At 46.7% G+C, this 20,650-nt stretch carries 20 protein-coding genes and 1 riboswitch; of the genes, 9 read left to right on the forward strand and 11 right to left on the reverse strand.

Annotation, left to right across the window (positions count from 1 at the left end; translation table 11 throughout):
* Window positions 1-426: 426 nt before the first annotated feature.
* The 3 genes from FZD51_RS19460 to FZD51_RS19470 are packed head-to-tail and all read right to left on the reverse strand — an operon-like array spanning window position 427 to window position 3,020.
* Window positions 427-1,230, reverse strand: a complete 804-nt coding sequence (locus FZD51_RS19460) for an ABC transporter permease (RefSeq protein WP_148976296.1) — start codon at window positions 1,228-1,230, stop codon at window positions 427-429.
* Window positions 1,217-1,987: an ABC transporter ATP-binding protein gene (locus tag FZD51_RS19465; protein ID WP_148976297.1), complete on the reverse strand. Its 771-nt coding sequence runs from the start codon at window positions 1,985-1,987 to the stop codon at window positions 1,217-1,219. The genes FZD51_RS19460 and FZD51_RS19465 overlap by 14 nt, the downstream gene beginning before the upstream one ends.
* 37 nt (window positions 1,988-2,024) lie before the next feature.
* Window positions 2,025-3,020, reverse strand: coding sequence for an ABC transporter substrate-binding protein (locus tag FZD51_RS19470; RefSeq protein WP_148976298.1), 996 nt, complete (start codon window positions 3,018-3,020; stop codon window positions 2,025-2,027).
* 145 nt (window positions 3,021-3,165) lie between these two features.
* Between FZD51_RS19470 and FZD51_RS19475 the strand changes: the two genes are divergently transcribed.
* Window positions 3,166-3,966, forward strand: coding sequence for an alpha/beta hydrolase family protein (locus tag FZD51_RS19475; protein ID WP_148976299.1), 801 nt, complete (start codon window positions 3,166-3,168; stop codon window positions 3,964-3,966).
* A gap of 21 nt (window positions 3,967-3,987) precedes the next feature.
* Window positions 3,988-4,230 carry a DUF2584 domain-containing protein gene (locus FZD51_RS19480; RefSeq protein ID WP_148976300.1) on the forward strand — a complete coding sequence of 81 codons (243 nt, stop codon included), beginning with the start codon at window positions 3,988-3,990 and terminating at the stop codon, window positions 4,228-4,230.
* 60 nt (window positions 4,231-4,290) lie between these two features.
* Here the strand turns inward: FZD51_RS19480 and FZD51_RS19485 are convergent, their stop codons facing one another.
* A complete protein-coding gene (locus tag FZD51_RS19485) occupies window positions 4,291-5,370 on the reverse strand; it encodes a citrate synthase/methylcitrate synthase (RefSeq protein WP_148976301.1) in 1,080 nt (359 codons plus the stop codon).
* 110 nt (window positions 5,371-5,480) lie between these two features.
* On the opposite strand from FZD51_RS19485, the gene FZD51_RS19490 reads away from it, so the two are divergent.
* Window positions 5,481-6,359: a LysR family transcriptional regulator gene (locus tag FZD51_RS19490; RefSeq protein ID WP_148976302.1), complete on the forward strand. Its 879-nt coding sequence runs from the start codon at window positions 5,481-5,483 to the stop codon at window positions 6,357-6,359.
* Between the two features lie 72 nt (window positions 6,360-6,431).
* Window positions 6,432-6,878, forward strand: coding sequence for a DUF4385 domain-containing protein (locus FZD51_RS19495; RefSeq protein ID WP_148976303.1), 447 nt, complete (start codon window positions 6,432-6,434; stop codon window positions 6,876-6,878).
* Between the two features lie 84 nt (window positions 6,879-6,962).
* Here the strand turns inward: FZD51_RS19495 and pckA are convergent, their stop codons facing one another.
* Window positions 6,963-8,552, reverse strand: a complete 1,590-nt coding sequence (gene pckA / locus FZD51_RS19500) for a phosphoenolpyruvate carboxykinase (ATP) (protein WP_148976304.1) — start codon at window positions 8,550-8,552, stop codon at window positions 6,963-6,965.
* A 270-nt stretch (window positions 8,553-8,822) separates the two neighbouring features.
* Between pckA and FZD51_RS19505 the strand changes: the two genes are divergently transcribed.
* Window positions 8,823-9,065, forward strand: a complete 243-nt coding sequence (locus tag FZD51_RS19505; protein WP_009795282.1) for a hypothetical protein — start codon at window positions 8,823-8,825, stop codon at window positions 9,063-9,065.
* A 385-nt stretch (window positions 9,066-9,450) separates the two neighbouring features.
* Here the strand turns inward: FZD51_RS19505 and qoxD are convergent, their stop codons facing one another.
* Genes qoxD through qoxA form a run of 4 tightly spaced genes read right to left on the reverse strand, consistent with a single transcriptional unit; the run spans window position 9,451 to window position 13,284 of the window.
* Window positions 9,451-9,735 carry a cytochrome aa3 quinol oxidase subunit IV gene (gene qoxD / locus FZD51_RS19515; protein WP_148976305.1) on the reverse strand — a complete coding sequence of 95 codons (285 nt, stop codon included), beginning with the start codon at window positions 9,733-9,735 and terminating at the stop codon, window positions 9,451-9,453.
* Window positions 9,736-9,737: 2 nt separating this feature from the next.
* Window positions 9,738-10,334 (reverse strand): cytochrome aa3 quinol oxidase subunit III, encoded by a 597-nt coding sequence (gene qoxC, locus FZD51_RS19520; RefSeq protein WP_009795279.1) that lies wholly within the window; start codon window positions 10,332-10,334, stop codon window positions 9,738-9,740.
* The gene (gene qoxB, locus FZD51_RS19525; RefSeq protein ID WP_009795278.1) at window positions 10,334-12,286 is read right to left on the reverse strand and encodes a cytochrome aa3 quinol oxidase subunit I; all 1,953 of its coding nucleotides are present in this window, start codon (window positions 12,284-12,286) and stop codon (window positions 10,334-10,336) included. The genes qoxC and qoxB overlap by 1 nt, the downstream gene beginning before the upstream one ends.
* Window positions 12,287-12,327: 41 nt before the next feature.
* On the reverse strand, window positions 12,328-13,284 hold the full coding sequence (qoxA, locus tag FZD51_RS19530) for a cytochrome aa3 quinol oxidase subunit II (protein ID WP_148976306.1): 957 nt from the start codon (window positions 13,282-13,284) through the stop codon (window positions 12,328-12,330).
* Window positions 13,285-13,651: 367 nt separating this feature from the next.
* Here qoxA and FZD51_RS19535 point away from each other — a divergent pair, with 367 nt between their 5' ends.
* From FZD51_RS19535 to asnB, 3 genes are all read left to right on the forward strand, one after another.
* Complete coding sequence (locus FZD51_RS19535) at window positions 13,652-14,017, forward strand: thiol-disulfide oxidoreductase DCC family protein (protein WP_187445841.1); 366 nt, start codon at window positions 13,652-13,654, stop codon at window positions 14,015-14,017.
* A gap of 115 nt (window positions 14,018-14,132) precedes the next feature.
* A riboswitch (SAM riboswitch) is annotated at window positions 14,133-14,310 on the forward strand.
* A gap of 431 nt (window positions 14,311-14,741) precedes the next feature.
* Entirely contained in the window at window positions 14,742-15,941 is a 1,200-nt protein-coding gene (gene metK, locus FZD51_RS19540) for a methionine adenosyltransferase (RefSeq protein WP_094769578.1), read from the forward strand.
* 326 nt (window positions 15,942-16,267) lie between these two features.
* Window positions 16,268-18,172 (forward strand): asparagine synthase (glutamine-hydrolyzing), encoded by a 1,905-nt coding sequence (gene asnB / locus FZD51_RS19545; protein WP_148976308.1) that lies wholly within the window; start codon window positions 16,268-16,270, stop codon window positions 18,170-18,172.
* Here the strand turns inward: asnB and FZD51_RS19550 are convergent.
* Window positions 18,169-19,044, reverse strand: coding sequence for a C39 family peptidase (locus FZD51_RS19550; protein ID WP_148976309.1), 876 nt, complete (start codon window positions 19,042-19,044; stop codon window positions 18,169-18,171). The genes asnB and FZD51_RS19550 overlap by 4 nt on opposite strands.
* 118 nt (window positions 19,045-19,162) lie before the next feature.
* Window positions 19,163-19,675, reverse strand: a complete 513-nt coding sequence (locus FZD51_RS19555; RefSeq protein ID WP_148976310.1) for a gamma carbonic anhydrase — start codon at window positions 19,673-19,675, stop codon at window positions 19,163-19,165.
* Window positions 19,676-19,842: 167 nt separating this feature from the next.
* Between FZD51_RS19555 and FZD51_RS19560 the strand changes: the two genes are divergently transcribed.
* The gene (locus tag FZD51_RS19560; protein WP_148976311.1) at window positions 19,843-20,646 is read left to right on the forward strand and encodes an alpha/beta hydrolase; all 804 of its coding nucleotides are present in this window, start codon (window positions 19,843-19,845) and stop codon (window positions 20,644-20,646) included.
* Window positions 20,647-20,650 lie beyond the last annotated feature (4 nt).

Raw genomic sequence — 20,650 nt, forward strand, 5'->3', positions numbered from 1 at the left:
AGAAAACTTCCTGGATAGAATCCGGAAACTACTCTTTAAGTGGATGAATCGGAGAAGCCAAAGGAAGTCTTTCAGCTGGGAGAAATTTAAATTATTCCTTGAAAAGTACCCTTTGCCTAAACCGAGGATAAAAGTGAATATCTATAAACTAAGAGATGACATTGGTTATAGTCTGTGAAGGATGATAGGAAGAGCCGTGTGCGGTAATACTGCACGCACGGTTCTGTGAGGAGTGAGGAGCACTGCAGGGAAAACTGAATGTGCTCCCGCTTACTCGACTGGGAGATAGCGGCAAGGCTGAGACCCCACAGGAGCGGCAGCGAAGAGGAGGCTCAGCGCCGCCCCGCGGAAAGCGAAGTGCCTGGAACGCAAATCAACAGCCCCATTTAAGGGCAGGGGAAAATTGAAACGCCAGGCTGGCAACATTCAGCTTTTAATCAGTTTTTTCTCGAGCAGATCCACAAGCTGGTACATAATAGTGGCAAAGACAGCGATGACGAGGAGCGACAGCATGACAAGCGTAAAATTGAACACCTGGAACCCGTAAATGATCATATAGCCAAGCCCCTTTGAAGAAACCAGGAATTCTCCGACAATCACTCCGACCCAGGACAGGCCGACATTGACCTTCAATGTGGAGATGATGACAGGGAATGAGGCTGGAAGGATGGCTTCCTTAAAGCATTGGGCCCTGGTGGCGCCAAAGGTCCGGAGCACCTTCAGATAGTTGGGATCCACTTCCTTAAAGGATGTATAAACGACTATGGTTGTAATAATGACTGATATGATGGCGCCCATGGCGACGATCGATGTAAAGCTCGGACCGAGGGCGACAATCAGGATTGGCCCGAGAGCAACCTTGGGCATGGCATTCAGTATGACAAGATACGGATCCAGTATTTTCTGGATGATAGGAGACCACCAGAGAATGGCAGCCAGCAATGTGCCAAGGAAGGTTCCCAGGACAAAGCCGAACACAGTTTCCGAAAGGGTGATTCCAAGGTTGGCCAGGAGAGAGCCGTCGCTCAGTTTGGACAGGAACAGATCCCATACTTTTGATGGCGAGCTGAAAATCAGCGGATTGATCCATTCGTTCCTGCTGAATATCTCCCAGCCGGCAAAAAAGAAAGCGAATATGACCAGCTGAAAAAAGCGGACCCGCCTTTTCTCGCGTCTCAGCCCCTTCTTGTATTCAAGATGCAGGGCTTCAATCCTGTTATTCTGACTCAAGGGACTCCATCTCCTTCCATACTGTCTGGAACAATGTAGAATAAAAAGAATGGCTTCTGGCCTGAAAAGGGCTGAGATGCCGCAGTTCATCCGGGATGTGGAAGGTTTTATGGAGCCTTCCGGGGCGAGGGGAAAACATGAATATCCTATCGCTCATGGCGATGGCCTCGCCGATATCATGCGTCACAAGGATGGCCGTTTTCCCGAAAGCTTTCAGCGTGCCTGAGACAAGGTCTTCAAGCTTCAATTTAGTCTGATAGTCAAGGGCGGAGAAGGGCTCGTCGAGCATCAGCAGCTTTGGTTCAGCAGCAAGGGTGCGCACCAGGGCCACCCGCTGGCGCATGCCTCCCGACAGCTGTTTGGGGAACTGTTTTTCAACACCGGATAAACCCATTTCAGCAAGCAGGCTGAAAGCATAATCCCTTTTGCTGCCGGTGTCTTCTCCTGCAAGCTTTAAGCCGATCAAGATGTTCTCCTCGATTGTTTTCCAGGGGAATAGATAGTCCTGCTGGAGCATATAACCAATCTTCCGCTCAAAAACATTGACTGGGCGCCCCTCAAGGGAGACCTTGCCCTCTGAGGGGTCTATTAGGCCTGCAATAATGGACAGAAGCGTAGTCTTTCCGCAGCCGCTTGGGCCAAGGAAGGAGACAAATTCCCCTTCCTTGATGCTTAAGGTAATATCAGAGAGGGCCGTGTTTGCAGTATTTTTGGTAAAATAAGTATGATTGATCTGCTCAATCTCGAGAAAGTCCATTTTTTCACCCTCCGTTTCTTTAAATTCAGAGCCTTGCCTACTTCATCACCTTTTCGGCAATCTCTGTATTTACTAATGTTTTATGATCAATCCGTTTCGGAAGCTCGCCGGCCTCATCCATAATATCCTGCAGGTTCTTCCATTCCTCTTCATCCAATATTGGATCAGCTGCAAACGAGCCTTGGCTTCTGTAGCGGTCCACTACCATTTCAATGATATCAAGGTCAGTATCCTCGAAATATTTTTGGATTATTTCAGCTGTTTCTTTTGGTTCATGAGAGTCAACCCACTGCTGGGCTTTATAGATTGCGCGGGCAAATTTCTCAACCGTTTCACTGTTTTCTTTCATATAGCTTTCTTTTGCCATAAAAGTGGTATAAGGTACATGACCGGATTCTGTGCCAAAGGAGGCGACAATATGCCCTTTGCCTTCTTTTTCAAACACGCTGGCCGTCGGTTCGAAAAGCTGCACGAATTCACCGGTGCCCGAAGCAAAGGCTGGAGCGATATTGGCATAATCTACATTTTGGATCAGGTTTAAATCTTCCTGGGGATCGATTCCATGCTTCTTCAATACAAACTCCCCTACCATCTGCGGCATTCCGCCTTTGCGCTGGCCAAGGAAGGTTTTCCCCTTCAGCTGATCCCATGAAAAGTCGTTGATCTTTTCCCGGGATACGAGGAAGGTTCCATCTGTCTGTGTCAGCTGCGCAAAATTGATGACAGGATCATTTGTGCCCTGGCCGTATACATAGATGGAGGTTTCAGAACCGACAAGCGCCACATCAGCTCCATCCGAAAGAAGGGCTGTCATCGTTTTATCTCCGCCAGGGGTGGTTGTCAGTTTGACATCAAGGCCTTCTTCTTTGAAAAATCCCTTTTCAAGGGCAACATATTGGGGAGCATAGAAGATGGAACGGGTAACTTCCGCAATCCTGACAGTCTGGACTTCGTCTTTGCTGCAAGCCGCCAGCGGCACCAGCAGTACAAATACAGCCAGCAAAGAAAAACCTATTTTTAAAGCTCTTTTCATGCTATTGCCTCCCGTGTGTAAAGGTGTGTGTTCTTATCTAAGCTATCGTATGATTTGGGCAAAAAATGTGTGAATGCCCAGGAACGGAAATTTGAAGGAAGGCTTTGTGCCTATCATTCTGCAGGGTCTAAGGAGATGAGAATTGATGGAAGAAATGATTATAGACAGGCAGCGCTATCCTTCCCCAAACCCTGCCATTGAATTGAGCCTTATCACTTATACAGCCGGGGGATTAAAGATTAAAGGCCTGCTGGCAGAGCCGAAGGATGGGGAGATCTATGACGGGTTCCTTTATTTGCGGGGCGGAATCAAAAATGTCGGGAAAGTCAGGCCGGGGCGGATTGTCCAATTTGCTTCGGAAGGTTTCATTGTATTTGCGCCATTTTACCGGGGAAACCAGGGCGGGGAAGGAAATGAAGACTTTGCTGGTGAAGACAGGGAAGATGCATTTTCAGGCTTCCGCCTTCTTCAGCATCATCCTCGTGTAGATAAAGTCCATATTTTTGGCTTTTCCAGGGGAGGAGTCATGGCACTCCTTGCAGCCATCCATCATCCTGAAGCTGCATCTGTCGTTACGTGGGGCGGAGTCAGTGATATGGCATTGACGTATGTGGAGAGGAAGGATTTGCGGAGAATGATGAAGAGGGTCATCGGGGGAACACCGGTTAAATATCCTGAACGGTATGAGAGCAGGACCCCCCTCTACCATCTTGAGGATATGGGGCCTCCCGTGCTGATCATTCATGGAGCTAAGGACCACAATGTTTCCGTCGAGCACGCCTACAGGCTTGAAAAGCGCCTGAAGGCATTGGGGAAGCCGGTCGAGAGCTGGTATTTCAACGAATATACCCATTACTTCCCGCCGGCGGTCAACCGCAGGGTGGTTTCCGATTTAACTGCATGGATGAAAAAACAGGCTGAATACTGTACTATAAGAGTAGATTAGAGAATGAAGGAGAGATATCCTATGGGAATGCCTTTGGAATTAAATACAATGATTGTGACAAAGGGCAGGGAAACCAGGCTTGAAGACAATTATTTTACACTTGAAAAAGAAGGCTACAGGATTTACCCGCTGGACATCCCCGTAGAAGTCCGCAAAACAAAAGAAGCTGATCAAAGCGGAACTGCCCTGATCAGGAAGCTTGAAATGGAAGAGGGAAAAACACGCATCACCTATCAGCTGGTAGCATTGAATTCAACTAACTAAAAAGGCAGGCCCCTGTAATGGAGGCCTGTTCATTTTTTGTAAACGGCCTAAGAGGAAAGATTAGTGAAGCGGACCGATATACAGCGATTCTGGACGAAAGATCGCATTGTTGCCGGCCTGTTCAATGACGTGTGCTGTCCAGCCCGCTATCCGGGCAGCAGTGAATGTTGGTGTAAAGAGGGAAGAGTCCATCTTAAGGGCTTTCATGATGGCTGCTGCGTAATATTCGACATTTGTATATAATGACCGGCCCGGCTTATATTCCCCCAGCAGCCTCAATGCTGTCTTTTCCGTCTCCATCGCCATATCAAGCCATGTATCATGGCCGGAAAACTGCTGAAGCTTATCCTTTAATGCCGCTGCCCGCGGATCCAGCGTTTTGTAGATGCGATGGCCAAACCCCATCAGCTTTTCTCCCCGCTCCAATTTCTCCCTGATGACAGCTTCTGCATCTCCCCGCTCCATTATTTCATCCAGCAGCTCTATCACTCCTGATGGAGCCCCTCCGTGCAGCGGGCCTTTCATTGTGCCGATTGCTGAAGTAATGGCTGAAATAAGGTCTGATTCTGTGGAGGCAGTCACTCTTGCTGAAAAAGTCGAAGCATTCATCCCATGTTCCATTGTAAGAAGCAGATACGTTTCCAAGGCCTCTGAATGGGCCTTTTCAGGAATTTTTCCCTTCAGCATATAAAGATAATTCGCAGCATGGCCCAAAGAAGGTTCAGGATCTACCGGCTGCTTCCCTTCCAGCAGCCGGCTCCTGAAGGCGATCATCACTGGTATGAGAGCGGTCAGCTGGACAGCCTGCCTTACCGCAGGCTTTTCCAGGCTTCCTCCAAGTGAGGATGCAGCGGTTCTTAACACGTCCATCATGCCGGAAGACACGGGCATGGCTGTTATAATGCTGGCCACATGCGGAGGAATCGCCCTGAATGAGCGGAGTTCACTCGTCAAATCGTCCAGTTCCCCGCGGGCGGGCAGGCGGCCGTGCCAAAGCAGGAAAGCAGCCTCTTCAAAAGAGCACGTCCTGGTCAGCTCCCCGATTTCATAGCCACGGTAAATCAGCTGTCCCTTTAATCCATCTACATGGCCAACAGAGGTTTCAGCAGCAATGATTCCTTTTAATCCTTTAGCAATCATTCTCATTCTCCTTTCCTTAGCTGCTTTCATTGTATAAAATATTAATTATTAAGAAAATTAATTATTTTTAATTGAAATGATTAAGAAAATTAATCAGGAGGGATGGAGCTATGGATTTAAGCTGGGTGACAACATTCATCGCAGCGGCAGAGACTGGCAGCTTCCGGAGAGCGGCAGACCTGCTTTATATCTCGCAGCCTACTGTTACAGTTCATATAAGGCAGCTGGAAAAAGAGACTGGGGCATCTCTTTTTGAACGGGGAGGCAGAAAAGTGGAACTGACCGAAGAAGGCAGAAGGTATCTGGAACACTGCCGGAAGCTGATGGCTGTCCATCAGCAAAGCCTTGAGGATTTGCAGTCCATTTCACAGGGGTTCACTTCATCACTGAATATTGCGATTTCCCCGCTGGTTGCTGATACCATCCTTCCATATGTACTGAAAAGCTATATAAAACAGCATCCCGAGGTCGAGATTTCAGTCGTGATCGCTGATTCTTCCGATATAGAAGGAGCTGTCAGCAAGGGGGAAGTGGATATCGGCCTGTCATGTCTTCCGGCCGCTGACCCGCAAATGATATCAGAGCTTCTATACAATGACAGGGTGATGCTTGTCGCCGGACATGACGGGAGAGATTTGGAAAGTGCTCCGCCCCTTGATGAAGAAGAGGTTCTTTTGTCTGCCTATCTTCTGACACATAACCACCCAGGCTATTGGGACCAGCTTTGCAGGGAGGTAAAGATCCGTTATCCCCGCGTAAAAATGATGCGGGTGTCACAGACGCATATAACCAAGCGCTTTATAGCCGAAGGCCTTGGCGTATCTTTCCTGCCTGAGTCGACTGTCAGGCGGGAGCTTCTGGAAGGACGGCTTCTGGAGGTAGAATGCAGGAATATACAGCTGCCGGAAGCAGCTGCCTATGCAATCATGCGGTACAGCCATTCAAAGCAGAGGGAATTTTTAAGCTTTCTATCCAATTACAGAATCTAAAAGAGAGCAAACTGCCCCATGTTGTTTTGAAGACTGCCTGAAAAGGAATGGATAAGCAGGGAGATGATAACAGTGGCATTTGATTATAAAATGGACTTTGAACAGATCGATTTCCGCAAAAATCCGGAGAAATACAGGGTTGGAAGAGGGGAGCAGGGGGTACTGCTGGTCGAACCGTATAAAAGTGAAATTCTTCCCCATTGGCGTTTCCGGACGCCGGAGATTGCAAAGGAGTCATCGGAAAAGATTTATCAGCTTTATCTGGAGTATAAGAAAAAAGGAGATTTTCCCGGCATGGACATGAGCCGTAAATTCATTCAGATGGGCTACACGCGTGCAAGGCGGTATGCGAATTATAAAGGCGGACGCAAGTATGATGAAGATGGGGAGGTAAAGGAAAGAAACATTGATCAGGAAAAAGCGGAGTCGGCCCGTATTTTTAAGGGAAAATGGAACCTGATCAGAGAGGATCAGGAGTATCTGGAACTAAAAAAAGCGCATCAAAAGAAATATGGATAGAACAGCAAGCCGTGCCAGGATTCCGGGCACGGCTTGCTGCTTTTACCTATTCACTGTTAAAAGAATCTCAGCTTTAATCGATAGTCAGGCCTCTGAAGGACCGCCTTTTTCCTCGATTTCAGCCGGTACGTCTGTGAATTTTTTGAAATTGGCCCTGAATTGGGCGGCAAGCTCTTTTGCTTTTTCGGCATATGCTTCCGGATCTGCCCATGTTTTTACTGGCTGAAGGACATCATCAGGAACACCAGGCACGTGAAGCGGAATCTCAAGGCCAAAGATTTCATCCTTTGCAGTTTCAGCATGATTCAGTTCACCGATCAAAGCAGATTGAACCATTGCGCGTGTGTAGGCAAGCTTCATGCGGCTGCCTGTTCCGTACTCCCCGCCTGTCCAGCCTGTATTGACTAGGAAGACGTTGGCATTATGCTCGCTGATTTTCTCGCCGAGCATTTGGGCATACCTCATTGCCGGCAAAGGCAGGAATGGTGACCCGAAGCAGGTTGAGAATGTAGCCTGCGGGGAAGTGATGCCGCGCTCAGTTCCGGCAAGCTTTGACGTATAGCCGCTTAAGAAATGGTACATGGCCTGCTCTTTAGAAAGCTTGGAGATTGGAGGCAGTACCCCAAATGCATCCGCCGTCAGGAAAATAATCGTATTCGGATGGCCGGCGACACTCGGATCGACGATATTGTCGACAGCCTGGAGCGGATAGGCTGCACGGGTATTTTCAGTCAATGTATTATCGTCATAATCCGGAAGGCGTGACTCCTGGTTGACGATGACATTTTCCAGGACAGATCCGAAGCGGATGGCGTCAAAAATCTGCGGCTCCTTCTCGCGTGTCAGGCCGATGCATTTTGCATAGCATCCACCCTCGACATTGAAAACTCCTGTTGATGACCAGCCGTGCTCATCATCTCCGATCAGGCGGCGGTTTGGATCAGCGGAAAGTGTTGTTTTCCCTGTTCCTGACAGCCCGAAGAAAAGGGCCACATCGCCTTCTGTGCCGACGTTTGCCGAACAGTGCATAGACAGGATGCCGTTTTCCGGAAGGACATAATTCATGATAGAGAATATCGACTTCTTGATTTCCCCGGCATATTCCGTGCCGCCAATCAATATAGTCCTGCGCTCGAAGGATACAATGATGAACGTCTCGGACTGTGTCCCGTCAATTGCCGGATCTGCTTTAAAATCAGGGGCGGAAATGACTGTGAAGGCAGCTTCATGTTCGAGCAGCTCTTCTTCAGAAGGACGTATGAAAAGCTGATGGGCAAAAAGATTGTGCCATGCATATTCATTGATTACTTGAATAGGAAGCCTGTGCTTTGTGTCGGCTCCTGCAAAACCTTTAAACACGTAAACTTCTTCTTTATCTTTTAAATGATCGATCACTTTAGTATAAAGACTTGAAAAGATCTCTTCGGAAATAGGCTGGTTCACTGGTCCCCAGTCGATCTTATCCTTGACGGATTCTTCTTCAACAATATATTTATCCTTTGGCGACCGGCCGGTATATTTTCCGGTTGTGGCGCAGATTGCACCAGTTGCCGTCAGGACGCCTTCCTGTTTATTCAGTACTTTTTCCACAAGCTGGGGTACAGACAATTGCATTTGAATATTCTGGCCTTGCAATAGAGTGCTGAGTTCGTTTGGGATGCTTACAGAATTCATCTGATGAATACCTTCCTTTGCCAATTTGTTTTTGAAAGTGATTACATCTCAAAAATAGTATAACACATTTAAATTATTAATCTATACTATTTAACTTTTTTCCTTGTGTTAACAAGAAATTGCAACAATTCACCTATTCTCAAAGGAAAGCTGCATAATTTTTTATTATGAAGGGTAAAAAAATAACAAAGTCAAGGGATATTCCGTGAATATATATTGACAATATGGTGAACGAAGAGGGATAATAAGGAAAAAAGGGGAGCGATAAGCATGAACAGCAATCAAAAGGTTATAATCTTCACCAAAAATATCGGCGGAGCCATCCTGGCAGCAGGAATTCTCACTTTTCTGGCTGGATTTTTTGCAAACGGTTCCAGCTTACTGACTCCTATCGGAATCGGAATGGTCATCGGAGCAGTTTTCATTTTCCTCATGGGCATCTTCTTTAAAGCAACAGAAGAAATGCTCGAAAAAACAGAAGGCTGCAGACTGACAGTACAGCACAAAAAATAGGAGCGTCGGATGACGCTCCTTTTATTTTGCGGAAAAAGACGATTCGGAAATATCTTCAGTACCTGTATGGTTCTACGATGTGGGTATAGGCATGAACTGATTTTCTCTCTAGACCTGTGGGTTGCCATAAAAAATTTCTAAACATGTTGATTGGAGTGGAAGGCACGAAGACTCCAGCGGGATTGCAGCGAAAATGTTGAGACCCCGCAAGAGCTTGCTCTGAGGAGGCTCAACTTCGCCCCGCGGAAAGCGAAGTGCCTGGAACGCAAATCAACAGCCCTCATTTATAAGCCAAAAAAAATAGGAGCGCCACAAAAGGCACTCCTATATCTTGCTGCAGCGCCTAGCCCTCGAGGGGCTAACCAAGGCACTGCTACTTTTAATCCTACATATAACCCCAAATCATGGTAAGCAATGTACCAAACACAGTCACCAGGGCAATGAAGATCGAATAATAAATATTGGTAAAAATCGTTCCTTTATCCTCCGATTCGCCTGCGTGCATGAATACAACCAGCTGCAGGGCAGCCTGGATGAATGCCGTAATGACAAGAATCGTCAGCCCGGCCGCATAGGACATGTCAAAGAAGTAAACCATGAGGGCCACTGCTGTCAGGATTAGTGAGAATACAAAGCCCATCACTTGTTTGCGAGGGAATAATTCGCTCATGTTTACATCAGTCCTTTCAGGTAAATGAAGCTGAAGATGAAGATCCACACAACATCAAGGAAGTGCCAATACAGTGAAAAGATGAATGACTTATTGGCAGTGTGGGGATTCAGTCCGCGTTTTTTCACCTGCAGCATGATTGCCAGTCCCCAGAAAATCCCGAACGTAACGTGGAGTCCGTGAGTCCCCAGTGTAGTGAGCAGGATCGCTGTAAAGGCGCTTGTCTGAAGTCCTGCACCGATATGGACATAGTGTATGAACTCGTAAATCTCTACACTCAGGAATCCAAGTCCAAGAAGGATGGTAATCCCAAAGAATGCAAGCATCGCTTTTTTATTGCCGAGCCTCATGGCGTGAATGGCCAGCCCGATCGTAAAGCTGCTCGTCAAAAGAACAAATGTCTCAATCAATACTGGTGAGATCTCAAAGATTTCACCGGCAGACGGACCGCTTCCGGTCCTGTCCACCAAGGTAAAATATCCTGCAAAGAGTGTTGCGAAAAGCATGATTTCCGCACCAAGGAAAATCCAGAATCCCAATATCTTTGTCTTATTTTCTTCAGTACTAAATTCAAGCGGCAGCGAGTGATCTATTTTCATTAGTTAGCACCCCGCATATTAGTTTCATTTTCAGTTTTTTCGATTTCCTTAACCGGGATATGGTAGCCATAATCCTTTTGGAACGACCATACTGCCATGCAGGCAAAGATGCCGATTGTTGTGATGATGACTGGAATCCACATAGCAAAGATGAAGGAGAAGCCCCATGCAAAGAAGATGCAGCTTAAGATAAATGGCAAGCCGCTGTTATTCGGCATATGGATTTCTTCATATTTGCCAGGGAATAGGTTGTGTCCGTGTTTCTTCGCATCCCAGAGGCCTTCAGAAGTCTTCACCTCAGGCAGTACGGCAAAGTTATATACCGGCACCGGTGTGTTTGTCGCCCACTCAAGTGAACGTGCATCCCAAGGATCTGAACCGATATCTCTTGAAGCATAGCGTGTGCTGTAATACACATTGTAAACAATCAGGGCGAATCCGACAGCAAGCCCTGCAGCTCCAATAAAGGAAAGCATATTCCAGATTCCGTATCCAGTAGCTTCAGAGTAAGTGTACGCACGGCGCGCCTGTCCGTCCAATCCTGAGAAGAACATCGGCATGAAAGCAAGGAGTGTACTCATGGAGATAATCCATGCAGTCAGCTTCCCGATCTTTTCGTTCAGGATGTAGCCGAACATTTTCGGCCAGTAGAAATGGAAACCGGCAAGCATCGCGAAAACTACACCCGGAATAATAACCATATGGAAGTGGGCAACCAGGAACATTGTATTATGATACTGGTAATCCGCAGCCGACATTCCGAGCATGACACCTGTTACCCCGCCGATTGTGAAAATCGGGATGAAGAGAAGGGAATAAAGCATTGGCGTCGTAATCGTGATTTTCCCTTTCCAGAGCGTCAGGAGCCAGTTGAAGATCTTAACTCCGGTCGGCACGGCAATCGCCATGGTTGTAATAGAGAAAATACTGTTTGTCAAAGCTCCCTGGCCCATTGTAAAGAAGTGGTGGGTCCAGACAAGGAAGGATAAGAGTGAAATGATCACCATGGATCCTACCATTGATTTATAGCCATAAAGGTTCCTGCGTGCGAACGTTGAGATGATCTCGCTGTATATACCGAAAGCAGGAAGTATCAGGATGTATACCTCAGGGTGTCCCCATACCCAGAAGAAGTTTGCCCACAGCATATCCATACCGCCATTGCTGGTCGTAAAGAAGTTAGTGGCAAATAATCTGTCAAGAGATCCCATTGCAAGAGCAACCGTCAGTACAGGGAAAGCAAATACGATAATGATGCTGGCAACAAGTGATGACCATGTGAACATTGGCATTTTCATCAATGTCATGCCAGGCGCACGCATCCTTAGGATGGTCGTCACCATATTGATACCGGTCATCAATGTACCCAAACCAGCGATCTGCAGTGAGAACATATAATAGTTGGTTCCGACTGATTCACTGAACTCGGTGCCTGCAAGCGGGAAGTAGGAAGTCCAGCCGGCATCAGGCGAACCGCCGATAACGAATGAGATGTTCAGCAGCATGGCACCCATAAAGAAGAGCCAGAAGCTGAGTGCATTAAGCTTAGGGAAAGCAACGTCCCGTGCCCCGATCTGGAGCGGCACGACAAAGTTCATGAATGCCATGATGAATGGCATGGCCATGAACAGGATCATTACTGTTCCGTGTGTTGTAAAAATTTCATTATAGTGCTGTGCGTCAAGGAGTGTATTATCCGGCACAGCCAGCTGGGCACGCATCATGATCGCATCTGCGCCGCCTCGGAAAAGCATGAGCAGGGCGGAAATCAGATACATGATCCCAATCCGTTTATGGTCGACTGTTGTCAGCCATTCTCTCCACAGATAGCCCCATTTTTTGAAATAGGTCAAGCCTGCAATGATGGCAATAACCGTTAAACCTATAGCAACCATTGACGCATAGATAACAGGGCTTGGATGCGGAATGGCAAAACGTTCAAAGAATTCCATAGGATTTAAAACTCCTTTCTAGGGTAGCGGGTCTGTTCTTATTAATGGCCTTCATGTTCTGAGTGGCCATTGTCGCCAGATCCGTCCTCTTCCATATCCATATTCTCATGATGTTCATGATCAGAATCAGCGTCATCACTGTCAGAGCTGGAACCATGGTTATGGCCGCCATGCTCGCCTTCAGGAGCAGGCATGAAATCAAGATGTGTCCCGGTATAAGTGGATTGTCCAAGATGCCCTGGTTCAAGCAGTTCATCGAATTTTTCTTCTGTAAGAGGCTCAGCCGTCTCTTTGACGTCATCAACCCATTGGTCAAACTCTTCCTGCGGCATGGCTGTTACATTGAATGTATTTTCAGCAAAGCCTTTTCCGTTAAAGTTGGCATTGCGCCCCATATATTCACCGGGTTCATCTGCTCCCAGGTGCAAAGTGTTGACCATATCAGCCATGGCATATTTTTGTCCGCCAAGCTGAGGGATCCAGAAGCTTGTGATCGGTCCGTATGAATAGAGCTTAAATTCAAGCGGGCGGTCAGTCGGTACATACAGATAGTTGACTGTTTCGATATCTTCTTCTGGATAGCTGAAATGCCATTTCCAGTTAGAAGATGATGCATATACGACTAAAGGCTCTTTGTCGCCGTATCCTGTAGGTGCTGATTCCACTTTATAGTTGCTTTGTGTGGATACAACTGAAAGGAAGATGACGATCAGGACGGGGATACCGACACAGACCGCTTCGACCAGAAAATTTCCTTTAATATGCGGCGGTTCATAATCCTTGCTTTGCTTTGAAGAGCGGTATTTATAGAGCATATAAGCAAGCATGGCAAAAACCACAAGGACGATGACAGACATGATTGCCGTTGACAGGATGATGTCTTTTGCCTGGACGGCGGCCTGAGGCCCCTTGGGATCCAGCACCATCAGCGGCTCACAGCCTGATAGAATAGTAATGATTGTAAATATTCCTAAAAGCAAAGAATATTTCTTTTTCATGGATAAGCCCCTTTCTCAATGGCTGAAAGTTTAATAACATAATAATAGTGTATATGTTACATAGTTCACAATCTGTTATCATCATAAGCAATTTTAAAGGGTAATTCAATAGAATGTGAAAGGTGTCACAAATTGTTCAAGAAGATAGAAATTCTTTCCGGACTTTGCGGCATATTATTTGCACAACACAAATTAAGGGGGCTTGCCAAAGCGGGGGGAACTCCTGCGGCTAAGCAGAAGGGGCATTATATATAATAAAACATATATTATATATATAAGTTTACACTGCTTCTATATTGATTGAAAGGTATGGTAAAATTTAATAAAATGCACGATTTTACAGGCGGGAGATGGTAATGTGAAAACGATGGCCCTTTACGATAATACTTGCCAGCTTTGCCAGATGACAAAAAAATCTTTCCAAAAGCTTGATCTGCTTCACAGGGTAGACTGGGTTTCACTCCAGAAATATGAACAGGAGCATGGAGAAATTCAGTTCAGCAGCAGGGAGCTCAGGAAAGAGCTTCATATTATAACTCCTGAAAAAAAGGTCCTGAAAGGTTTCTATGCAGTAAGAAAGCTATTGCTGCTGTTCCCCCTGACCTTCGTTTTCGGGCTCTTTATGCACCTTCCTTTCGCATCTGCTGCCGGAGTTCCGGTATACCGGTGGATTGCACGGAACAGACATAAACTGCTTAGGAAGAAATGCAAGGATGGCAGCTGTTCCCTGTGATTAACTTCCATATCATATTTTCAGCAGGTGCAGGATGAATTTCTTCTTGCTATAGCGGAGAAAATGATTGACGCCACTACATCTGTACGTTATGATTTTACCTTGAACGGATACTCTCTTATCCCGAGCTGGTGGAGGGACAGGCCCGATGAAACCCAGCAACCTGCTAATGATGCTTTTGAAAACGGATATATGCTGAAAAGAGCATAACGGTTCAAATGACCAGCCAGCAATGGTCTGTTTTTAGCAAAGGTGCTAACCTGACGCAAGGAAGATTCCTTGAACGATAAGAGTGAAAGGCGCGAATCATTTTGCTTTCAACCTTTTCACTTTGGGAAGGTTTTTTATTTTGCATTTTGAGGGAGCCTTTTAATTGCATATTATGGAAGTTTTTGCATAAAGCTGATTTACAAGGGCTATGCATTTAACAGGATGAAATCATACGATCTATTTTGTGCCTGGCTTATATATAATGCCTTTGACCGGTTCTCTGCACCAGCAGGGACCAGCCTTTTCAGCACTTGCCTGAAAAGATGCGATCCCGTGGTACGGGACCAGCCGGTTATGCAGATTGTGAAGCAATGCATACGCGAGAGCGGGATAAAAACTCCATGTTTATTCAATACTACTTAGGGAATGAGTACCGTATCAATCCGAGGGGAAGAATAAGGTGTAGCGCCGGATAAGAACCTCACTCTATTCTTATAAATAAGGAGGAAATCAGATGTCAAATAAACGCCGTTTGTTTACTTCTGAATCAGTTACTGAAGGTCATCCGGATAAAATCTGTGACCAGATTTCTGATGCTATTTTAGACGCTATCTTAGCAAAAGACGCAAATGCCCGCGTTGCTGCTGAAACATCTGTTACAACAGGGTTAGTCCTTGTTGCAGGTGAAATTACAACATCTACATATGTTGATATTCCAAAGCTTGTCCGCGAAACAATCAAGGAAATCGGCTATACCCGTGCTAAATATGGCTTTGATTCCGAAACATGTGCCGTATTGACTTCCATTGATGAGCAGTCAGCTGACATTGCAATGGGTGTCGACCAGGCGCTTGAAGCGCGTGAAGGCCAAATGTCGGATGAAGAAATCGAAGCGATCGGCGCAGGGGACCAGGGCCTTATGTTCGGCTTTGCCTGCAATGAAACGAAAGAGCTTATGCCTCTTCCGATTTCCCTGGCACACAAATTATCACGCCGCCTGACAGAAGTCCGCAAAGAAGAGATTCTTCCTTACCTCCGTCCGGATGGCAAGACACAGGTGACTGTTGAGTATGATGAGAACGACAAGCCGGTGCGCATCGATACCATTGTTATCTCTACACAGCATCATCCTGAAATCAGCCTGGAGCAAATCCAGCGCAACCTGAAAGAACATGTCATCAATCCGGTCGTTCCAAAAGAACTGATCGATGAAAATACAAAATACTTCATCAATCCTACAGGCCGTTTTGTGATCGGCGGACCTCAAGGGGATGCAGGTTTGACTGGCCGCAAAATCATTGTTGATACTTACGGCGGATATGCGCGCCACGGCGGAGGCGCATTCTCCGGCAAGGATCCTACAAAGGTTGACCGTTCAGCAGCTTATGCAGCCCGCTATGTAGCGAAGAATATTGTTGCTGCAGGCCTTGCTGATAAGGTTGAAGTCCAGCTTGCCTACGCAATTGGCGTAGCACAGCCGGTTTCTATTTCTGTGGATACCTTCGGAACAGGGACTGTAAGCGAAGATACGCTTGTCGACCTTGTACGCGATAACTTTGATCTTCGCCCTGCAGGCATCATCAATATGCTGAATCTGCGCCGCCCTATCTACAAGCAGACTGCAGCTTACGGACATTTTGGCCGTACTGATGTTGATCTTCCTTGGGAGCGCACTGATAAAGCAGACACATTGCGCCAGCAGGCTGGTAAATAATTATTATAAAGACAGAAAAAGCGGGAGTGCTGAAATATGCAGCTCCCGCTTTTATATTTCGTCTAATAGGATAGGAGCGTTTAACGGCCCGCTGAACTGTAAATAATTCATGTAAATGCCTAATTTTTCCCGTACCCGTTTTAATGTTGATAGTGCCATTTTTTCACGTTTAGTGGTAGTATTAGAGAGTATGTTTTTTGGGGAAACAATGTGTAATATTGCAGATTATGGCTGCCCGGGCAGACACTGCACCGGCATGAATGCCTTCCGCTGTTTTTTTCAGACGGAATGGGATTTTGACTAAATTGAAGAAGGTGAACTACATAATGTGCGGTTTTATCGGCTGTGTCCATGAAAATGCGCAAGTTATGAATGATGCGCAAAAGCAGCAGTTTGAAAATATGAATAATATCATCACCCACAGGGGGCCGGATGATGCAGGCTATTATAATGATGAGCATATTCAGTTCGGCTTCCGCCGCCTGAGCATCATTGACATCGAATGCGGCCATCAGCCTCTGACCTATGAAAATGAAAGATACTGGATCATTTTCAACGGGGAAGTCTACAATTATGTGGAGCTTCGGGAAGAGCTTTTAAAAGAAGGCCTTACATTTGAGACGAATTCAGATACAGAAGTAATTATCGCTCTTTACAGCCACCTGAAGGAAAAAGCGGTTGAAAAACTCCGCGGTATGTTCTCATTTGTCATTTGGGATAAGCAGGAGCAGTCCTTATACGGGGCAAGGGACCATTTCGGAATCAAGCCTTTCTTCTACCTCGAAAATGATGGGAAGACATTCTTTGGTTCTGAAAAGAAAAGTATCCTGATGGCGCTGGAAAATGACGTCCTTAACTATGAGTCTCTCCAGCATTATTTAACTTACCAGTTTGTTCCGGAGCCGGAAACAATGTCCGCTGGCATCCATAAGCTTGAACCGGGCCATTACTTCACAAAGAAAATCGGTTCTCCGATGGACATCAAACGCTATTGGAAAGCATCCTTCCAGCCTGTCCAAAAGTCTGAGCCGGAATTTGTGAAAGAAATAAAAGACGTCCTGTTCGATTCCGTTAAAATGCATATGCGAAGCGATGTACCGGTTGGTTCATTCCTGTCCGGCGGCATCGATTCTTCCATCATTGCATCCATTGCAAAACAATATCATCCGAATATCAAGACATTTTCTGTCGGCTTTGAGCGGAACGGATTCAGCGAAATTGATGTAGCCAAAGAAACAGCGGATAAGCTGGGTGTTGAAAACATCAGCTATGTGATCACACCGCAGGAGTATATGGATGAACTGCCGAGGATCATGTGGCATATGGATGATCCGCTCGCAGATCCGGCATGTGTGCCTTTATATTTCGTTGCCCGTGAAGCACGCAAGCATGTAACGGTTGTGCTTTCAGGCGAGGGTGCGGATGAGCTGTTCGGCGGATATAATATTTACCGCGAGCCCCAGTCGCTTGAAATGTTCAATAAAATACCGCAGGTCGGGAAAGCCTTCCTGAGGCTGATTGCCAGGATGATGCCTGAGGGCATGAAAGGCAAAAGCTTCATTGAACGCGGCGTGACTCCGATGGAAGAAAGATATATCGGCAATGCAAAAATGTTCACTGAAGAAGAAAAGCGCAGGCTGCTTGGCGTCTACCAGAACGGCATCGATTATAAAGATATTACAAGGCCTTTATATGCGGAGAGCCAGGGCTATGATCCTGTGGACCGTATGCAGTATATCGACATCCACACCTGGATGCGCGGCGACATTCTATTGAAGGCCGACAAAATGACCATGGCCCATTCCCTTGAACTTCGCGTGCCATTCCTTGATAAAGAGGTATTCAATGTAGCTTCAAGGATTCCGACAAATCTGAAGACGGCCAATGGAACGACCAAATATATCTTGAGAAAAGCGGCGGAGGGCGTTGTGCCTGACCATGTGCTTACCCGCAAAAAGCTTGGCTTCCCTGTCCCGATCCGCCACTGGCTGAAGGACGAGATGAACGGGTGGGCAAAAAAAATAATCCGCGAAAGCAGCACGGATCATTTGCTCAACAAAGATTATGTTCTGAAGCTTCTTGAAGACCACTGCCAGGATAAAGCAGACAACAGCCGGAAAATCTGGACTGTGCTCATGTTTATGCTCTGGCATGATGTGTATGTCGAAAAGAAATATTCATTTGAAAAGGAACTGATCAGCGAACCATCCTTTCAGCCAATGAAAGGCTAGCGGGAAAGATAGGTGATTGCCTGTCTTCCCATCTGCACCCAGGCTTCTTCAAAGCCATCAATGGGTGCTTTTTTATTTTTCTCCCCTGTGAGCGGATCGTTGAAGTATACATATCCGGAATCATATCCTGTAATCAGGACAGAATGCTCTTTATAAGTGATCTCAACCGGCCCGCTTGGCGTTTCCCACGTCTGGAAATAGTCGGGAGACAGTTTCTGATAGGCCGTGTTCGTAATCACCCAGACAGGCTGCCCATCTGATAGATGCGTTTTCAGCTCTGTAAAATCAGAACCGGTCAAATCGATTATATCGCCGGGCAGGTACTTTTCAGCCAAATCCTTGACCGGCTTGTGGTATACACCAAGACCGGGCCCATCAAGGGAATACATGTCACCGATGAAGCCGTCGTTCGGATGGCCGTAATATACTGTGCCATTCTCCTTTTTGTAGGGAGTCGGTTCTTTTTCTATTTCCTTTGCGAGCGCCATTTTATCTGCCTGAACCCCGGCATGCTGCAGCAGCATGCCGAGACTAGTGACCTCGCAGCCCCGCGGAAGCTCAGGGAGCTGATGGAGAACAGGGGCGTCAAGCAGCACCTCATCCTTGATTTTTATGATAGGCCGGTCAAGTGTCTTGTCCAAAAAGGAACTCGCCGATGTCAAAGGAGATTTGATCCAGGACTTGATCCGGTCTGCAATACCGCCTGGCGAGCCTGGCTGATTATGGTCAATGGCTATGGCCCCTGCAAGGAGTACAGCAATGAAGATAAATAGAATAAAAGGGCTGAAGAGACGTTTTCCTTTCTTTGCTTTTAAAAGAAGAGAAAGAAAAAAGATCAGCAGCAATAGAATAACAATAAAGAGATAATTCATTTGCACCACCTTGTGTTATCGTGTTCCAGCCCATTCAGCCGCTTTTGGCTGATAAGCATAAGTTTTTTCCAATAGGGTAAATATAAAGTAACTAGCCTGTCCGTTCTGCAGCCGCCTTCTAGTCTTTGAGCGACTTATAATACTGGCCCTTTTCGGCATATTCGCGGCTGATCCGTTCCATATCCTTAATATCCTCTTCTGTCAGTTCCCTGATTACCTTTGCTGGCCTTCCGAATGCAAGTGTATTGGGCGGGATCTTCTTGCCCTGAGCTACCAGGCTGCCGGCCCCGATAAAGGCGCCTTCCCCGATTTCGGCATTGTCGAGGATGATAGACCCCATGCCGACCAGCGCTTTTTTGCGGATGATGCAGCTGTGAAGGATGACCTGGTGTCCGATGGTCGCTTCATCTTCAATGATAAGCGGGTTATCAGGGCTTTGGTGAAGGACGGAATTGTCCTGCACATTTACTTTTTTGCCAATGATTGTCGGGGCTACGTCGCCGCGGATGACCGTATTGAACCAGATGCTGGATTCGTCGCCAATTTCGACATCCCCGGTGATGGTTGCATAATCAGCGATGTACGCTGTCGGCGAAATGCGGGGCATCTTCCCTTTATATGGGTATATCATTTTATACACTCCCTAGTTGTAATAGTTAGATTTTATCATTTTTTGTCGGAGCAAGCCGCCATTTTTTTCAGAAGATTGTACTTTCTGCCGAAGCTGCCATTTGGCAAACCGCTTCAGGTTATAGGATAATGCTAGTAGAAAATTTGTGTACTAACAGGAGGAAGACTATGTGGAAATGGGAAGCTGAAGGTGAAGCTAAAGCGGTGATCGTGATGGTCCATGGTGCTATGGAGCATCATCGCCGGTACGGCTGGCTTATCGAAATGTGGCGTTTATCCGGTTTTCATGTAATTATGGGCGATCTTCCCGGCCAGGGCATGACAACCAGATCAAGAAGAGGCCATATCGACTCCTTTGATGAATACATATTTGAAATTAAGGACTGGATACAGGCTGCCTATCAGTTTGAACTGCCGGTATTTCTGCTCGGGCACAGCATGGGGGGCCTCGCGTCAATCAGGCTGCTTCAGGAAGAACGGATGAATCTGGCAGGGATCATCTTGTCCTCGCCATGCCTCGGGCTCATCCAAAAGCCATCCGGTTTGCTGAATCTTTTATCATACGGGCTTAATAGAGTGGCGCCGAGCCTCAGGATGAGTTCCGGGCTGACGATCGAAATGGCCACAAGAAACAAGGATGTCCAGGAGGCAGATCTTAATGACAGCCTTTATGTGACAAAGGTGTCTGTCAGATGGTACAGGGAGCTGGTCCATGCCATTAAGCTCGCTTTTGAAAACCAGGAAAAGACACAGGATATCCCCATGCTTGTCATGCAGGGAGGGGAGGACAAGATTGTCAATAAAGCAACGGTCAAAAACTGGTTCAATCAGGCCCCCTTGTCTGAAAAAAGATTCAAGGAATGGCCTAAATGCTATCATGAAATCTTCAATGAACCGGAACGGGAAGAAATTTTCGAATATGCCAAGGACTTTGTCGACAGCCAGCTGAAAACGCTCGGCTACCTTGTATAAGAGG

This window comes from Bacillus infantis, from assembly GCF_008180445.1.
GTDB classification, from domain to species: Bacteria; Bacillota; Bacilli; order Bacillales; family Cytobacillaceae; genus Bacillus_AB; species Bacillus_AB infantis_B.

Excerpts from the sequence above, each read along its gene's own strand:
- metK (WP_094769578.1), top strand. The coding sequence starts at position 14,742 with ATGTCAAATAAACGCCGTTTGTTTACTTCTGAATCAGTTACTGAAGGT.
- qoxB (WP_009795278.1), bottom strand. The coding sequence starts at position 12,286 with ATGGAATTCTTTGAACGTTTTGCCATTCCGCATCCAAGCCCTGTTATC.
- FZD51_RS19465 (WP_148976297.1), bottom strand. The coding sequence starts at position 1,987 with ATGGACTTTCTCGAGATTGAGCAGATCAATCATACTTATTTTACCAAA.
- FZD51_RS19480 (WP_148976300.1), top strand. The coding sequence starts at position 3,988 with ATGGGAATGCCTTTGGAATTAAATACAATGATTGTGACAAAGGGCAGG.
- FZD51_RS19485 (WP_148976301.1), bottom strand. The coding sequence starts at position 5,370 with ATGATTGCTAAAGGATTAAAAGGAATCATTGCTGCTGAAACCTCTGTT.
- FZD51_RS19470 (WP_148976298.1), bottom strand. The coding sequence starts at position 3,020 with ATGAAAAGAGCTTTAAAAATAGGTTTTTCTTTGCTGGCTGTATTTGTA.
- FZD51_RS19535 (WP_187445841.1), top strand. The coding sequence starts at position 13,652 with ATGGCCCTTTACGATAATACTTGCCAGCTTTGCCAGATGACAAAAAAA.
- FZD51_RS19555 (WP_148976310.1), bottom strand. The coding sequence starts at position 19,675 with ATGATATACCCATATAAAGGGAAGATGCCCCGCATTTCGCCGACAGCG.
- qoxC (WP_009795279.1), bottom strand. The coding sequence starts at position 10,334 with ATGAAAATAGATCACTCGCTGCCGCTTGAATTTAGTACTGAAGAAAAT.
- asnB (WP_148976308.1), top strand. The coding sequence starts at position 16,268 with ATGTGCGGTTTTATCGGCTGTGTCCATGAAAATGCGCAAGTTATGAAT.
- FZD51_RS19560 (WP_148976311.1), top strand. The coding sequence starts at position 19,843 with ATGTGGAAATGGGAAGCTGAAGGTGAAGCTAAAGCGGTGATCGTGATG.
- qoxD (WP_148976305.1), bottom strand. The coding sequence starts at position 9,735 with ATGAGCGAATTATTCCCTCGCAAACAAGTGATGGGCTTTGTATTCTCA.
- FZD51_RS19550 (WP_148976309.1), bottom strand. The coding sequence starts at position 19,044 with ATGAATTATCTCTTTATTGTTATTCTATTGCTGCTGATCTTTTTTCTT.
- qoxA (WP_148976306.1), bottom strand. The coding sequence starts at position 13,284 with ATGAAAAAGAAATATTCTTTGCTTTTAGGAATATTTACAATCATTACT.
- FZD51_RS19505 (WP_009795282.1), top strand. The coding sequence starts at position 8,823 with ATGAACAGCAATCAAAAGGTTATAATCTTCACCAAAAATATCGGCGGA.
- FZD51_RS19490 (WP_148976302.1), top strand. The coding sequence starts at position 5,481 with ATGGATTTAAGCTGGGTGACAACATTCATCGCAGCGGCAGAGACTGGC.
- FZD51_RS19475 (WP_148976299.1), top strand. The coding sequence starts at position 3,166 with ATGGAAGAAATGATTATAGACAGGCAGCGCTATCCTTCCCCAAACCCT.
- pckA (WP_148976304.1), bottom strand. The coding sequence starts at position 8,552 with ATGAATTCTGTAAGCATCCCAAACGAACTCAGCACTCTATTGCAAGGC.